The organism is Stenotrophomonas sp. Sm2128, from assembly GCF_030985535.1.
GTDB classification, from domain to species: Bacteria; Pseudomonadota; Gammaproteobacteria; order Xanthomonadales; family Xanthomonadaceae; genus Stenotrophomonas; species Stenotrophomonas maltophilia.
Genome location: NZ_JAPTFQ010000102.1, coordinates 1 through 13958, shown reverse-complemented (window position 1 = coordinate 13958; position 13958 = coordinate 1). Strand labels below are relative to the sequence as shown.

The window sequence follows — 13958 nt, the reverse complement described above, 5'->3', positions numbered from 1 at the left end:
TCCCCGCACTACCCACCCTCCCGGCCAGCCCCCGGGAAACCAGCTTTCCGCGAACAACCAAACCACCACGAGGGGCTGCGCCGTTGGCGGGAATCCCCCACGGATTCGTTAGCCGGAAGTTAAAGATCCGTAAGCATTCTGCTGCGATCCCGCAGTCATCTGCATGCAACCGATCGTCATTAGCCTTCGTGACGTTCCAGTCAGGTTCGACGCGGTAAGCTCTCCCTCGATGAGCTCGCAGCATCGTTCATCGAGTGCAGTACGCAGTAGCAATTTGGAGGAATACATCACATGGCAATCGTTCTTTATGTCGGTGGTAGCAAGGATGGCGAGAAGGGCGTGGTGCCCTACGGCTTCAGCAAATCCCGCGCCGACACCGCGCTGGGGCCGGAGTTCTACACGGAGCGGTTCATGGAACTGCAGGGTGTCGGCAAGGTCCGCCTGATGGCCCTGGAAGGCATGCGTGACGAGATCGTCATGCAGCGCGCCGCGCGCCACTACCGCTGACCTTCGCAACACGCGGCAGGGCGCGCCCACCATCGCGCGCCCGCGCCGGCATCCCAGCCCAGGGCCAGTCCGAGCCCTCTCTCCGCCAGGATGCCGGCGTCCACTCCGGCCCCGCCGCTGAACCTCGCCCCCTGTCAATGCCTTGTCCGGCTCCGTCGTGGATTGCCAGAATGGGATCTTCCCGTACCGCGGCACAGACCTGAAGCAATGCACGACGCCAAGAACGCCCAGAGCGCGCTCGCCCAGCAGATCGCCCAGACCATCGCCGACGAGATCGGTGCCCAGTCCGCCCAGGTGCGCGCCGCCGTCGGCCTGCTCGACGAGGGCGCCAGCGTTCCGTTCATCGCGCGCTACCGCAAGGAAGTGACCGGGGGCCTGGACGACACCCAGCTGCGCAATCTGGAAACCCGGCTGACCTACCTGCGCGAGCTGGAGGAGCGCCGTGCGGCGGTGCTGGCCAGCATCGGCGAGCAGGGCAAGCTCAGCGACGAGCTGCGCAACGACATCCTGGCCGCCGACACCAAGAGCCGGCTGGAAGACCTGTACCTGCCGTACAAGCCCAAGCGCCGTACCCGCGCCCAGATCGCCCGCGAGGCCGGTCTGGAGCCGCTGGCCGATGGACTGCTGGCCGACCCCACGCAGGATCCGCAGGCCTTCGCCGCCGCCTTCGTCAACACCGACAAGGGCGTGGCCGACACCAAGGCCGCGCTGGAAGGTGCGCGCGCGATCCTGATGGAGCGTTGGGGCGAGGACGCCGCGCTGGTCGGCGAGCTGCGCACCTGGCTGGGAGAGACCGGCGTGATCCGTGCCCGCGTGGCCGAGGGCAAGGAAACCGAAGGCGCCAAGTACCGCGACTATTTCGAACATGCCGAATCTCTGGCGAAGATTCCTTCGCACCGGTTGCTGGCGCTGTTCCGCGCGCGCCGCGAAGAGATCCTGTTCCTGGAACTGGACCCGGGCAGCGATGCCGAGGCCGGCCACCAGTACGCCGAAGGCCGCGTGGCGCGCAGGGCCGGCATCGCCGACCGGGGCCGCGCCGCCGATCGCTGGCTGCTGGACGCCTGCCGCCTGACCTGGCGCGCCAAGCTGCACACCCATCTGCTGCTGGACCTGTTCAACCAGGCCCGCGAGAAGGCCGAGTCTGAGGCCATCGCGGTGTTCGGCGACAACCTGAAGGATCTGCTGCTGGCCGCACCGGCGGGCCCGAAGACCGTGCTTGGGCTGGACCCGGGCATCCGCACCGGCTGCAAGATCGCCGTGGTCGATGCCACAGGCAAGCTGGTGGCCACCGACACCATCTACCCGCATGAGCCACGTCGCCAGTGGGACCAGTCGGTGCAGACGATCAAGCAACTGTGCGCCAAGCACAACGTTGAACTGATCGCGATCGGCAACGGCACCGCCAGCCGCGAAACCGACAAGCTGGCCGGCGAAGCGATCAAGGCTGCCGCCAACCCGAAGCTGCAGAAGGTCGTGGTCAGCGAGGCGGGCGCCTCGGTGTACTCGGCCTCCGAGTTCGCGGCCAAGGAGTTCCCGGGGCTGGACGTGTCGCTGCGTGGCGCGGTGTCGATCGCGCGTCGCCTGCAGGACCCGCTGGCCGAACTGGTCAAGATCGAACCCAAGGCGATCGGTGTCGGCCAGTACCAGCACGATGTGGACCAGTACCGGCTGGCACGGGCGCTGGATGCGCGCGTGGAGGACTGCGTGAACGCTGTGGGCGTGTACGTGAACACCGCATCGGCCGCGCTGCTGTCGCGGGTGTCCGGCCTGTCGGCCACGGTGGCCGAGAACATCGTGCGCCATCGTGACGAGAACGGCCCGTTCAAGCGCCGCAAGGATCTGCTGAAGGTCGCGCGCCTGGGCGAGAAGACCTTCGAACAGTGCGCCGGCTTCCTGCGCATCGCCGACGGCGACCAGCCGCTGGATGCTTCGGCGGTGCACCCCGAAGCCTATCCGGTGGTCGAGCGCATCGTGGCCAGCACCGCACGCCCGATCAAGGCGCTGATCGGTGATGGCAGCTTCCTGCGTGGCCTGAAGGCCGAGCAGTTCACCGATGACACCTTCGGCTTGCCGACCGTGCGCGACATCCTGAAGGAACTGGAGAAGCCGGGCCGCGACCCGCGTCCGGAGTTCAAGGCTGCGCGCTTCGCCGAAGGCGTCGAGGACATCAAGGACCTGCGCGAGGGCATGGTGCTGGAAGGCGTGGTGAGCAACGTGGCGGCCTTCGGTGCCTTCGTCGATATCGGCGTGCACCAGGACGGCCTGATCCACATTTCGGCGCTGTCCGACACCTTCGTGAAGGACCCGCGTGACGTGGTCAAGGCTGGCGATATCGTCAAGGTGAAGGTGCTGGAGGTGGACGTGGCGCGCAAGCGCATTGCCCTGACCCGGCGTCTGGACGATACCCCCGGGCAGGCCACCAGCCGCCCGGGCCAGCGTGATGAGCGCGGCCATGGGCAGGGTCCGCGCCGGGATGCAGGCGGCCAGAACCGCGGGCCGATCCGGGGCCAGGGCAATGGCGGCCGTCCCGCCGCGTCCGCGCCCCCGGCCAACAACGCCCTGGCCGAGGCCTTCGCCCGCGCCAAGCGTAGTTGAGGACCGTGTTCCCCGTCACGCTTGATTCGTGGCGGGGGACTTGTCGATTTTCCCCGTGATTGCGCACACTTGCGCTTGAGGGGAGGCGTCCGGCCACCCCGCTGTCGCTGGGGAGGGCCATGACGCCAGCAGGACCCGTCGTCTTCGTTGAGGTCTGCAGCGTCGCGCTGCGGCCGCTGCCTGCCTGCGCGGGCCGGGGGCAGCGGTGATGGCGGGCCAGGGCACCAACGGCAACGGGTTGCTGGAGCGCCGCCTGCAGGCGCTGGCCGAAGAGCGTCGGCGGCTGGCGATGATCATCGATGGCACCGCCGCGGGCACCTGGGAATGGAACGTGCAGAACGGCGAGATGCGGGTCAACGCGCGCTGGGCCGAGATTGTCGGTTACCGCCTGGAAGAGCTGGAGCCGGTCTGCCAGAAGACCTTCCTGAAGCTGGTCCATCCCGATGACATAGCGCTGTCGGACGCGGCACTGGACGAGCATTTCGAGGGGCGCACCGACAACTACGCGTGCCTGCTGCGGATGCGCCACAAGAATGGCCAGTGGATATGGATCCAGGACCGTGGCCGCGTCTTCGAATGGGACGCGCAGGGCAAACCATTGTGGATGGCCGGTGCGCATGCCGACGTGACCGAGCTGCAGCAGGCCCGACAGGATGCGGCCGAAACACGGCAACGCCTGCAGGCCGTGGTCGATGCCTCCGACGAGGTGGCGGTGATCGCCACCGATATCGATGGCACCATCACCCTGTTCAACACGGGCGCGCAACGCCTGCTGGGCTACAGCGCGGCGGATGTGGTCGGCCAGCGCCGGCTGGATGCCTTCCACGATCCGCAGGAACTGAATGCCTGGCTGCGACCGCTGGCCGATGCCGATGGCCAACTGCCAGATGTGTTCGAGGCACTCAGTGCGCGTGCCGATGGCCAGACCTATTCGCGGCAATGGACGCTGCTGCGCAAGGACGGCCAGCCACGCCAGGTACGCCTCTCGATCAGCCGCATGGACGGTGCCGACGGTGTACGCATCGGCTATGTCGGGATGGCCATCGACATCACCGAGATCCTGCAGGCGAGGGCCGAAGCGCGCTTGTCCGCGGAGAAGTTCGCCGGTGCGTTCACCTCGGCTGCGCTGGGCATGGCGCTGGTGTCACTGGAAGGGCGATGGCTGGACGTCAACGATGCGCTGTGCCGGATCCTCGGCTATCCGCGGGAAGAGCTGCTGCAGGTGGATTTCCAGCGTCTCACCCATCCTGATGACCTGCAGACCGACCTGGCCCTGGTGCAGGACCTGCTGGCCGGGCGTCGCAGCCACTACCACCTGGAAAAGCGCTATCTCGATCGCGATGGCAAGGTCATCTGGGCCCGATTGTCGGTCTCGCTGGTGCGCAACGAGCATGGCGAGCCGTTGCATTTCGTGTCGCAGATCCAGGACATCACCGCCCAGCGCAGCAGCGAGCAGCGGCTTTTCGAGAGCGAACAGCGCAGCCGCATCACCCTGGATGCCGTGGCCGACCTGGTGCTGAGCGTCAGCCTCGATGGCCGTATCGATTACGCCAATGCCGCTGCAGTACGCATGTTGGCCGGCGATGGCGCGTTGTCGCTGGCCGGACACAAGGTGCAGGATGTGCTGGCGCTGACCACCGAATACGCGCCGGGTTCGGTGCTGGACGTGTCGGTACTGCTGGATCCGGACAGCAATGCGGTCGACCTGCATGCCGACCTGCTGCTGCGCCTGGGTGCCGCCACGGTGCCGGTGGACCTGACCCGCGCCTGGTTGCGCGATGACGAGGGCCACGTGCGAGGCGCGGTCTGGGTGCTGCGCGACGATACCCAGCAGCGTGCCCGCCAGCGCGAGGCGCGTCATCTGGCCGAGATCGATCCGCTGACCGAACTGAGCAACCGCCGTGGCTTCGAGGTGCATCTGCAGCAGGCGATCACCCGTGTTGAACGTACCGGCCAGGCCGCGTCGCTGATGTACATCGATCTGGATCGGTTCAAGCCGATCAACGATACCTGGGGCCATCTGGCTGGCGATGCGGTGCTCTGGGCGGTGGCCAGCGTTCTGCGTCACGGGGTGCGCGATTCGGATGTGGTGGCGCGGCTGGGCGGCGATGAGTTCGCGGTGATCCTGTCCGGTTGCACGCCGCGTCGTGCAGCGCGCATTGGCGGCGAGCTGCTGCACACCCTGGCGTCGCTGTCGATTCCGTGGGACCAGGACCGGTTGCGGGTAGGGGCCAGCATCGGCATCGCGCCGCTGGCCGGAGGGATGAGCGTGGACCAGGCGGTGGCTGCGGCCGATGCCCAGTGTTACCGGGCCAAGGCGATGGGTCGCAACAACGTGCAGGTGCAGGGCGAGGCCAGTGAGCTGCCGGGCGATGATTCCGAGGTCGTCGAGGGCTGATCTCAGCCTGTGAGAGGGCGGGCGCAAATACTGCGCGCACATCCTCTCTTACAGGTGATTCCATGAATGTCTGCAACCCGATGGCGGTGCGTGCCTACGCCCCGGCGATGGTTGGCTGGTGCCTGGCCCTGGCGGCCGGGCTCCGGCTGGAGGAGGTGCGTGAGGACCGTCTCGCCCAGGCAATGTTGCCGGTGCTGCAGGCGAGCGTGGTGGCGCTGCTGGCCCTCACCCTGGCGTGCACGGTGGCGGCCAGCCTGGTGCTGTGGCGGCATAGGCGCCGGGATCACCGTCGCTTTGATGCCGGCACTACAGAGGCGCAGCATCCATCAGCAGGAACCGGCATGGCGCGCGCTGGAAGGCATTGATCTGCGGCACCAGCCGCTGGAAATGTTCGCTGGCGCAGTGGATGTCCAGGGCGGCGCGGTTGGGCCATTGCTCGATGAAGACGAAGTGCCCGGGATCCTTCTGGTCCACGAACAGTTCATAGCCGAGGCAGAGCGGCTCGCGCTGCGTGCACGCGACCAGTTCCCGGTACAGCGGAAGCACGGTGTCCACGGCATCGGGATGGATGAAGTCTTCGGCGATGACCTTGAGCATGCAGGCACCTCTGGATGGGGCCCTGCAGGATAGTGCCGGTGGGTGGCCGGCACCCATCCCGTCAACGCAATACTGCGTCCGCACTGACCAGCTGCACATCGTGCATCTGGTTGAGGTAGGCCTCGTAGTAGCCCTTGTGTGAGGCACCGACGATGGTCAGCATGCGGGTGCCCGGGTGCTGGCCGAGCACGTCGCGCATGTTGGCGACCATGCGCAGGTTGCGGGTTTCCCAGTAGCCCACGTAGTTGCGGCCGAAGCCTTCCGGCGAGGGTTCGACGAGCGTCGCGCCGAAATCGCTGTTGAAGGCCAGCATCGCGGCCTCGGGTGCGTTGTAGGCGCGATACATCGCGAGCAGCCCATCCGGTTGAGCAAGATTGGCTTCCAGTCGTTCATCGGCCGCCCTGCGCGCTTTGACGAAGGAATTGTCCCAGGCACCGCGTATGGCGGCAGCGTAGGCCTTCTGCTGCGATTCCGGTGTAGGCGAATCCGCAGTGTGGTCGTCGACCGCCCACAGCCGCTCCAGCCCCAGGCGCGCGGCGAGGACGCCGGCCACCAGGCCGGCCTCGTTGCGGCGTGCCATGCGCGTGTCGAGGAACTGCACCAGCTCCGGTGTCAGGCTGTCCGAGGCACGTCGCTCTTCCCTGGGCAGCCGCAGCCATTGGACGACTGCCGAGCTGCTCTCGCCCGCAGCCAGGAACACTGCGGCCAATCGGCGTCGCTGGGCGGCGGTTGGCGCCTTCGGCCAATCCGCAAGCAGGCGTTCCATCTCCACGTTGGCGCTGGGCACGTCCAGGCCGGTGGCGGCCTGCGCCGGTGCCGGATCGACGCAGTAGTCGGCTACGCTCTCGGCGTAGCGGGCCGGATTGCGGCGCATGAAGTCACACTGCAGGCCGGACAGGTTCTCCACTGCGATCGCGGTGGGCCGCCAGGCTTCCAGGCGCTGCAGCAGAGGTTCCAGCATCGCCGGCGTGAAGGTCTCCGGCAGGCTGGACAGGTGCGGGCTGCCCAGCACCAGCACTTCGTTCGGGCGCCCTGCGGGCGGTCCCTTCAGCTGGTCCGGGTGGAAGGCCGGTCGATAGGCGGTGTCGTTGGCCAGCGCGCTGCTGCTGCACACGGCCAGGAAGAGAAGGCTGGCAAAGCGAGGGAACATGCGATCTCCATGTCGATGAGCATCCTGCGGGACCTTCATGCTGGTCATATTCTCCTGCCGCGGAATCCCGCATTGGTCATGTAAACCTTTTTGCCTTGAGCTGCATCCTTCTGCTGAGCGATGCTGTACCCAGCGCCCAGGCAATGCAGAACATGACGTCCGACGACTGGACCATCGACAGTCCGCGGCTCTACCTTCGGCCATTCACACCCGGTGACGCCGACGAGGCATTTGCGGGAATCACCCCCGGGCTGACCCGCTACATGTCCTTCGAGCCGCCGCCGTCGAAGGAGGCGTTTGCTGCTGTCTGGCGAACGTGGCTGCCCACCATCGCCGACGGGACCGACATCACGTTCGTGATCCGCAGGCGCGAGGATGGTGTATTCCTTGGCCTGGCAGGCCTGCATCGAGCCCGTGACGCAGAACCCGAACTGGGCATCTGGATCGCAGAAATGATGCATGGGCACGGCTATGGTCGCGAAGCCGTGGCGGCGGTGTGGTCGGCCGCCTCAGGGCGCCTGCGCTGTGCTGCGTTCCGCTATCCGGTGGCCGAGCAGAACCGGTCCAGCCGTTCCCTCGCTGAGTCCCTCGGGGGACTGCCTGTAGCACGTGAGCAGGGCGTGAAGTACACGGCAATCGTCTACCGCATTCCGGCTGCAATGCACGGAGTTGCGACGGACGTCGCGGAATCCCGCTAAAGCGGCTGACGGCATCGCCGATACTCCCTCTGGATCCCGCTCCAGTCACCCGCCGCAGGACCCCAGGCTGCCCCCGATGGGCGGTCCGCGCAGTGTGTTCCGCCGCTCCCAGATGCCGATCGCACCCGCAGCAGACGTTCTTGGCAGTCGCTCGAGAGGTGCCGTTGGCACCTGTAGTCCCTGGCAACTGATGTTGCCGCCGGGCATCCCGCCCGTCGGGTCACAACCGCTTACCGGACACCGAGGATCAGACAATGCTTATTCCAGGCTTCACGGCAGGCGCGCAGGCGCCGGCCGAGCTGCACACCCGTTGGTCGCCGTGGCGTGCGCTGCTTGGCGTACTGGCGCCGCAGCAACGCACCGGCACAGAGAAGGCGATGACCGACCGCACCGAGCTGGAAGCGCAGGTGGCCGCGCTGCATCGCGTGCAGGCCGTCATCGAGTTCGCGCTCGACGGCACCATCCTGCAGGCCAATGACAATTTCCTGCAGGCGATGGGCTACCGGCTGGAGGAGATCCAGGGCAAGCATCATTCCGTGTTCGTCGACCCCGAGCTGGCGCGCAGCGCCGAATACCGCGACTTCTGGGCGCGCTTGGGGCGCGGCGAATACGACGCCGGACAGTACCGCCGCTTCGGCAAGGGCCAGCGCGAGATCTGGATCCAGGCCTCGTACAACCCGGTACTGGACCGCCAGGGGCGGCCGTACAAGGTGGTCAAGTTCGCGACCGACATCACCGCGCAGAAGCTGCAGGCGGCCGACTCGGCGGGGCAACTGGCCGCGATCACCAAGTCGCAGGCGGTGATCGAGTTCAGCATGGATGGCCGCATCCTGTCGGCCAATGACAATTTCCTGGCCGCCACCGGCTACAGCCTGGACGAAGTGCGCGGGCAGCACCATTCGTTGTTTGTCGAGCCCGAGCATCGCAGCAGCATCGAATATCGCCAGTTCTGGGAGAAACTGGGGCGCGGCGAATACGACGCCGGCCAGTATCGGCGCCTTGGCAAAGGCGGGCGTGAGGTCTGGATCCAGGCATCCTACAACCCGATCCTGGACCTCAATGGCAAGCCGTTCAAGGTCGTCAAGTACGCCACCGACATCACCGCGCAGGTGCATGAAAACCAGGCCATGCAGCGCGCGGTGGCGCAGACCCGCGAGGTGGTGGCCGCGGCCAAGCAGGGCGATCTGACCCAGCGCGTGGCCACCGCCGACAAGAATGGCTCGATCGCCGAACTGTGCGAAGGCGTGAATTCGCTGGTCGAGGCGATGGCCGCGATCATCGGCCAGATCAAGTTCGCCGCGGACACCATCGCGGTCGGCGCGACTGAAATCGCACAGGGCAACAGCGACCTCTCGCAGCGCACCGAGCAGCAGGCGGCTTCGCTCGAGGAAACCGCGGTGTCGATGAAGGGCCTGGCCGAGACCGTGCAGCGCACCGCCACCAACGCGCGCCAGGCGAGCCAGCTGGCCGGTGGAGCCGCCGATGTCGCTGCGCGCGGCGGCAGTGTGGTGCATGAGGTGGTCGAGACGATGGCGGTGATCAATGCCTCGTCGCGGCGCATCGTCGACATCATCGGGGTGATCGACGGCATCGCCTTCCAGACCAACATTCTCGCGCTGAACGCAGCGGTGGAGGCGGCGCGTGCCGGTGAACACGGCCGTGGATTTGCCGTGGTTGCCACCGAGATCCGCGAGCTGTCGCAGCGTTCGGCCAGCGCAGCGAAGGAGATCAAGCACCTGATCGATGAGTCGGTTGCCAATGTGGGTGCCGGTACGGCGCAGGTTGAGAGCGCGGGCCGCACCATGGACGAGATCGTGACCAACGTGCGCCGGGTGAGCGACCTGATGACCGAAATCAGCACTGCCTCGCAGCAGCAGAGCGACGACATCCAGCAGATGAACCATGCCGTCGATCTGATCGACCAGGGCACCCAGCAGAACGCGGCCCTGGTCGAGGAGGCGTCGGCGGCAGCACGCAGCATGGAAGAGCAGTCGGCGCAGCTGCTGCAGACGGTGGCCAGCTTCCGCTTGCAGGGCGGTGCCGGGCACCGGCACGGAGCGGCGGCGCTGCATGCGGTCTAGGCGCGGCGACCGGACTGTTCTTCCTTGGTTTCGGTGTCGCCGCGTACGCAGTTGCGACCGGCATGCTTGGCGCGATACAGGGCCTGGTCGGCGCGTTCGACCAGGCCGCGCGGATCGCCGTCTTCGCCGGGTGCCTGCCAGGCCACGCCGATGCTGATGGTGACGGTGGCCACGGGGGCGGGCAGGGCTGCGGCTTCGACCGAAGCGCGCAGCCGTTCGCCCAGGCCCAGGGCGTGGGTGGCATCGGGCGAGGGCAGGGCGGCGATGAACTCTTCGCCGCCATAGCGGGCCAGCAGATCGTCGCCCCGTTGCAGGCAGCCATCGAGGATGCCGGCGACGGCACGCAGGCGCCGATCACCTTCCGGGTGGCCGTAGGTGTCGTTCAGCCGTTTGAAGTGGTCGATGTCGATCATCAGTACCGCCAGGCCCTGGCCTTGGCGGCGCGCGCGGCGGTGGGCGCGATCCAGCGACTCATCGAAGCTGCGCCGGTTGCCCAGTCCGGTCAGCGGATCGCGCCGCGCCAGCGTTTCCAGTTCATCGCGCTGGCGCTGGATCTCGACCTGGCTCAGCACGCTGCGCAGCGCATAGCCGAGCAGGGAGCCGATGAAGCCGACCGTGGCCAGGGTCGGCTGCAGGCGCGCGACCAGAAGCGCCACCAGCATCAGCAGCAAGGGCAGCATCAGTGGTACGCCGGCATCGACGATGCGCCGCAGGCTGCGGGATACCTCCACTGCCGGGTAGCGACGATGGCTGCCCGCCAGGATGGCCAGCAGCACGAACAGTCCACTGATCAGCAGGTCGCCCCAATTGCCGTCGGGCACCTGCGGCTGATAGGTATTGATGTAGAAGGCCAGCAGGAAGTAGCCCAGCGCGTAGATCGTCAGCGTCCGGAAAAAATCGCGGCGGTCCGGGTCGTCCTCGGCCAGGAAACGGATCAGTGCGAAGCAGAACACCAGGCTGTTCTGCACGCCGCTCATGGTGTTCAGGCACTGCGTCCACAAGGCGGTGTTCAGCGGCGCCATCGCCCGCGCATGCAGGTAGTACAGCAGCCAAAGCAGGGCAATGATCCCGAGGTCCACCGCACGGATGTAGCGGTTCCCGCCGCCCGGGCTTGCAGCGACGTAGGTCAGGGGGATCCGGTAGAACACGTACAGGATCAGTGTTGAGGCGGTCATCTGCGCAGGGGCGAGGCCGGCCACATTGCGGTACAGCAGGGCCAGCAGCGCGAGAGAGAACAGGCCGACGGCCGCGCCGAGCAGTCGCCACTGGCAGGCCGCCTGGCTGACACGTGCACGCCGTAAGCAGGCCAGTGCAGCCAGCAGCGGGGCGGTGATCAGCATCAGGTAGGAGCCGACCGGGTCCTGCGGGCCGACAAAGGCAATGACGAGCGCGTGCGTGACGAGAAAAAACAGTGCAGCACGCAACGTCATGCAGTCCCCCACCCCCGGATCCGGCGGGATCACGATAGGCAGATGTACGTGAGGCTGGCAAGAAAAGTGTGCACTGCGTCTAGCGACAACCCTGTCAGCGGTCGCAGTTTTGCGTCAGCACGGTGACACCGGAGCGGCTATATGGGCCTGCATCGCCCGAAAAGCAAAAGGCCAGGTCATGGACCTGGCCTTTGATGCTGTGGTGCCGGTGAAAGGACTCGAACCTTCATGGGGTCACCCCCGGCTGATTTTGAGTCAGCTGCGTATACCATTCCGCCACACCGGCAGGCAGCGTGTGAGTGTAACCGAGGAGGGCAGGGCTTTCATAGGGGCAAGGCAGATCGAGGCGTTTCCTGTCGGCATCGGCTCTGCGATGGCTATACTGCGCCGGCTTGAATGCCTCCAGGAGCCATAGCCGATGACAGTGTTGCAGGACCTGAGGGTGCTGGTGGTCGAGAACGACGAGATGAGCGCGGCCTTGCTGCAGATGCAGCTGGTGCATGCCGGCGCGACCGTGGTCGGGTTGGCGGCGAGCGTGGCTGAAGCATTGCGCGTGCTGGAAGACTCGGTCCCCGATGTGGCCCTGCTGGACTATCGCCTGGCCCGCAACGAGACCAGCGAGCCGGTGGCGGCAGCATTGTCGGCGCGAGGCGTACCGTTCGTGCTTGCCACCGGAATGCTGGCTGAGCAGCTGCCCGAGTCTATGCTGTCCGGAGTACTGCTGGTCAAGCCGTATCTGTCGGCGGATCTGACCCGGGCGCTGAGCCGTGCGGTGGGCCGTTCCAGCGCAACGGCGTGAGAACGGCGCTTCAGCCGGCCTCCTCGTACAGGTAACGGATGTCCTCGCGGTCGTCGAGGATGCTGTACTGCCCGGCCAGGTTGTCCGGATCGGGGTTGAGCCACGCATCGAGATGCTCCCTGCGGATCGGTATCACGCCGCGATCGTGACCTGCCGCGGCGACATCGCGTGGCGGGGTGTCGGTGATCGTGGCGAATGAGAGCAGGCGTCCTTCCGGTCCCTCCCATTCCGCCCAAAGGCAGGCCAGAAGCAGGTCGCGGGGCGGGTCGGGGCGAAACTCCAGCACCACATCCTGTTCCTTTTCACTGGCGCCAAGCGCGCGCCCTGCGATCGCGTGGCGTGGTACGTGCTCATAGAACGCCTGCACCACGACAACGCCGTGGCGAAGGCCGAACGCGCCGCGCCAATAGCCTTCCAGGCTGTCGCGTCGTGCGTTGTAGGTGCCGGGGTAGAGCACGTCGTTGCGTGCCGGCTTGTCCGGCAGCCGGCATTGGTAGCGCATCGGCTTGATCACCCGTCGGCCGCTCTCGCTGACCATCACCGGCGCGTAGGTGCCGGGAAAAATGCGGTTGTCGCGCGGCAGTAGTTGTACCCGGTGCAGGTCCTCAAGCCGGGCCTGGGCGCGCTCGATGCGGTTGCCGGCCACGCGCAGGTCGTTGCGTGCCTTCTGGGTAGGGCGGGTGGCGAGCGTCGCGTGGGCGATATCGCGGCGCTCGCGTTGGCGGGCCAGCTCCGCCTCCAGAGCCTGGTGTTCCTGCGCATGCCACTGCTGGATCTTCGCGACGATGTCGCGACCCTGTTCGGTGCGCGCGCCGGCAAAGCCGTCGTCCATGGCCTTGGGGGTTTTCGGCCGCTTCTTGCCGGGATCGTGCGCGTACAGTTCAGCGAACTCCTCCAGCGACAGGATGGCACCGAACTCGCGGACCAGCTTGGCGTAGTCAGCGCGGATCAGGGCGGAATAGCACATGGGAACTCTGCAGGCCTGGGTCGCAGTCGTTGCGACGTGGATGCGGCAGGATAGCCCGACCTACAGGGAGATACCGCATGAATGATTCCGTCAGCTGCCAGTTCCGCGAGGCTGTCCCCACGGTCGAAGACTATTGCCAGCTGCGTGTGCTGGCGGGCCTCAGTGCCAAGAGCCAGGAGGCGGCGGCACGCGCGCTGCCCAATACCCTGTATGGCGTGTGCGCCTACCAGGGCAATGAGCTGGTAGCGATGGGCCGCATCGTCGGCGATGGTGGGTGCCACCTGCAGGTCTGCGACATCGCGGTGCTGCCGCGCCTGCAGGGGCAGGGCCTGGGCAAGGAGGTGATGCGTCGCCTGGATGGCTGGATGCAGGCGAACCTGCCGCCCTCTGCATACGTCAGCCTTCTGGCCGATGGTGAAGCGCACCGGTTGTACGCGCAGTTTGGTTTCGCACCCACCGCTCCTGCATCGATCGGGATGTATCGCCGGTTCTGAGGTGTGTTCAGGCTGAGGCCATCCATGCGTGGCATGGATCTACTGGGCTAACCGGCCGCCGGATCCATCCCGGCTCCGCAGTAGATCCACTCCCTGCGTGGACAGGGCCTTCCCGGGAATCTCAGGCAAAGAAAAACCCCGGCTGGAGCCAGGGTTTTCAAGAATTGGCGTCCCCACGGGGATTCGAACCCCGGTCGCCACCGTGAAAGGGTGATGTCCTAGGCCTCTAGACGATGGGGACG

At 66.6% G+C, this 13958-nt stretch carries 12 protein-coding genes and 2 tRNA genes; 8 read left to right on the top strand and 6 right to left on the bottom strand.

The window, feature by feature from the left end; all coding sequences use genetic code 11:
- Positions 1-291 precede the first annotated feature (291 nt).
- From O0K41_RS20495 to O0K41_RS20480, 4 genes are all read left to right on the top strand, one after another.
- The gene (locus O0K41_RS20495; RefSeq protein WP_005410085.1) at positions 292-507 is read left to right on the top strand and encodes a hypothetical protein; all 216 of its coding nucleotides are present in this window, start codon (positions 292-294) and stop codon (positions 505-507) included.
- 207 nt (positions 508-714) lie between these two features.
- Entirely contained in the window at positions 715-3102 is a 2388-nt protein-coding gene (locus O0K41_RS20490) for a Tex family protein (RefSeq protein ID WP_164221515.1), read from the top strand.
- A 208-nt stretch (positions 3103-3310) separates the two neighbouring features.
- Positions 3311-5500 (top strand): PAS domain S-box protein, encoded by a 2190-nt coding sequence (locus O0K41_RS20485; RefSeq protein ID WP_005410083.1) that lies wholly within the window; start codon positions 3311-3313, stop codon positions 5498-5500.
- 62 nt (positions 5501-5562) lie between these two features.
- Positions 5563-5865 (top strand): hypothetical protein, encoded by a 303-nt coding sequence (locus tag O0K41_RS20480; protein WP_164221517.1) that lies wholly within the window; start codon positions 5563-5565, stop codon positions 5863-5865.
- On the opposite strand, the gene O0K41_RS20475 is transcribed toward O0K41_RS20480, so the two are convergent.
- Positions 5807-6097 (bottom strand): putative quinol monooxygenase, encoded by a 291-nt coding sequence (locus O0K41_RS20475; protein ID WP_164221519.1) that lies wholly within the window; start codon positions 6095-6097, stop codon positions 5807-5809. The genes O0K41_RS20480 and O0K41_RS20475 overlap by 59 nt on opposite strands.
- 61 nt (positions 6098-6158) lie before the next feature.
- The gene (locus tag O0K41_RS20470) at positions 6159-7247 is read right to left on the bottom strand and encodes a DUF5694 domain-containing protein (RefSeq protein ID WP_164221522.1); all 1089 of its coding nucleotides are present in this window, start codon (positions 7245-7247) and stop codon (positions 6159-6161) included.
- 152 nt (positions 7248-7399) lie between these two features.
- Between O0K41_RS20470 and O0K41_RS20465 the strand changes: the two genes are divergently transcribed.
- Positions 7400-7945 (top strand): GNAT family N-acetyltransferase, encoded by a 546-nt coding sequence (locus tag O0K41_RS20465; RefSeq protein ID WP_239503532.1) that lies wholly within the window; start codon positions 7400-7402, stop codon positions 7943-7945.
- Positions 7946-8199: 254 nt separating this feature from the next.
- Complete coding sequence (locus tag O0K41_RS20460; RefSeq protein ID WP_088436255.1) at positions 8200-10026, top strand: methyl-accepting chemotaxis protein; 1827 nt, start codon at positions 8200-8202, stop codon at positions 10024-10026.
- Here O0K41_RS20460 and O0K41_RS20455 read toward each other — a convergent pair.
- Positions 10023-11456 carry a GGDEF domain-containing protein gene (locus O0K41_RS20455; RefSeq protein ID WP_308304560.1) on the bottom strand — a complete coding sequence of 478 codons (1434 nt, stop codon included), beginning with the start codon at positions 11454-11456 and terminating at the stop codon, positions 10023-10025. The genes O0K41_RS20460 and O0K41_RS20455 overlap by 4 nt on opposite strands.
- Positions 11457-11656: 200 nt before the next feature.
- Positions 11657-11742: transfer RNA gene (locus tag O0K41_RS20450), tRNA-Leu, on the bottom strand.
- A gap of 132 nt (positions 11743-11874) precedes the next feature.
- Here O0K41_RS20450 and O0K41_RS20445 point away from each other — a divergent pair.
- Entirely contained in the window at positions 11875-12255 is a 381-nt protein-coding gene (locus O0K41_RS20445) for a response regulator (protein WP_005410076.1), read from the top strand.
- A gap of 10 nt (positions 12256-12265) precedes the next feature.
- Here the strand turns inward: O0K41_RS20445 and O0K41_RS20440 are convergent, their stop codons facing one another.
- Positions 12266-13222 (bottom strand): SOS response-associated peptidase family protein, encoded by a 957-nt coding sequence (locus O0K41_RS20440; protein ID WP_164221528.1) that lies wholly within the window; start codon positions 13220-13222, stop codon positions 12266-12268.
- Between the two features lie 77 nt (positions 13223-13299).
- On the opposite strand from O0K41_RS20440, the gene O0K41_RS20435 reads away from it, so the two are divergent.
- Positions 13300-13716 carry a GNAT family N-acetyltransferase gene (locus O0K41_RS20435; RefSeq protein ID WP_005410074.1) on the top strand — a complete coding sequence of 139 codons (417 nt, stop codon included), beginning with the start codon at positions 13300-13302 and terminating at the stop codon, positions 13714-13716.
- A gap of 165 nt (positions 13717-13881) precedes the next feature.
- On the opposite strand, the gene O0K41_RS20430 is transcribed toward O0K41_RS20435, so the two are convergent.
- Positions 13882-13957 (bottom strand) — tRNA-Glu (locus O0K41_RS20430).
- Between the last annotated feature and the right edge of the window lies 1 nt (position 13958).

What these genes read in the sequence shown, in the direction of transcription:
- O0K41_RS20440 (WP_164221528.1), bottom strand. Translation starts at nt 13,222, where the DNA reads ATGTGCTATTCCGCCCTGATCCGCGCTGACTACGCCAAGCTGGTCCGC.
- O0K41_RS20470 (WP_164221522.1), bottom strand. Translation starts at nt 7,247, where the DNA reads ATGTTCCCTCGCTTTGCCAGCCTTCTCTTCCTGGCCGTGTGCAGCAGC.
- O0K41_RS20480 (WP_164221517.1), top strand. Translation starts at nt 5,563, where the DNA reads ATGAATGTCTGCAACCCGATGGCGGTGCGTGCCTACGCCCCGGCGATG.
- O0K41_RS20475 (WP_164221519.1), bottom strand. Translation starts at nt 6,097, where the DNA reads ATGCTCAAGGTCATCGCCGAAGACTTCATCCATCCCGATGCCGTGGAC.
- O0K41_RS20485 (WP_005410083.1), top strand. Translation starts at nt 3,311, where the DNA reads ATGGCGGGCCAGGGCACCAACGGCAACGGGTTGCTGGAGCGCCGCCTG.
- O0K41_RS20445 (WP_005410076.1), top strand. Translation starts at nt 11,875, where the DNA reads ATGACAGTGTTGCAGGACCTGAGGGTGCTGGTGGTCGAGAACGACGAG.
- O0K41_RS20455 (WP_308304560.1), bottom strand. Translation starts at nt 11,456, where the DNA reads ATGACGTTGCGTGCTGCACTGTTTTTTCTCGTCACGCACGCGCTCGTC.
- O0K41_RS20465 (WP_239503532.1), top strand. Translation starts at nt 7,400, where the DNA reads ATGACGTCCGACGACTGGACCATCGACAGTCCGCGGCTCTACCTTCGG.
- O0K41_RS20460 (WP_088436255.1), top strand. Translation starts at nt 8,200, where the DNA reads ATGCTTATTCCAGGCTTCACGGCAGGCGCGCAGGCGCCGGCCGAGCTG.
- O0K41_RS20495 (WP_005410085.1), top strand. Translation starts at nt 292, where the DNA reads ATGGCAATCGTTCTTTATGTCGGTGGTAGCAAGGATGGCGAGAAGGGC.
- O0K41_RS20435 (WP_005410074.1), top strand. Translation starts at nt 13,300, where the DNA reads ATGAATGATTCCGTCAGCTGCCAGTTCCGCGAGGCTGTCCCCACGGTC.
- O0K41_RS20490 (WP_164221515.1), top strand. Translation starts at nt 715, where the DNA reads ATGCACGACGCCAAGAACGCCCAGAGCGCGCTCGCCCAGCAGATCGCC.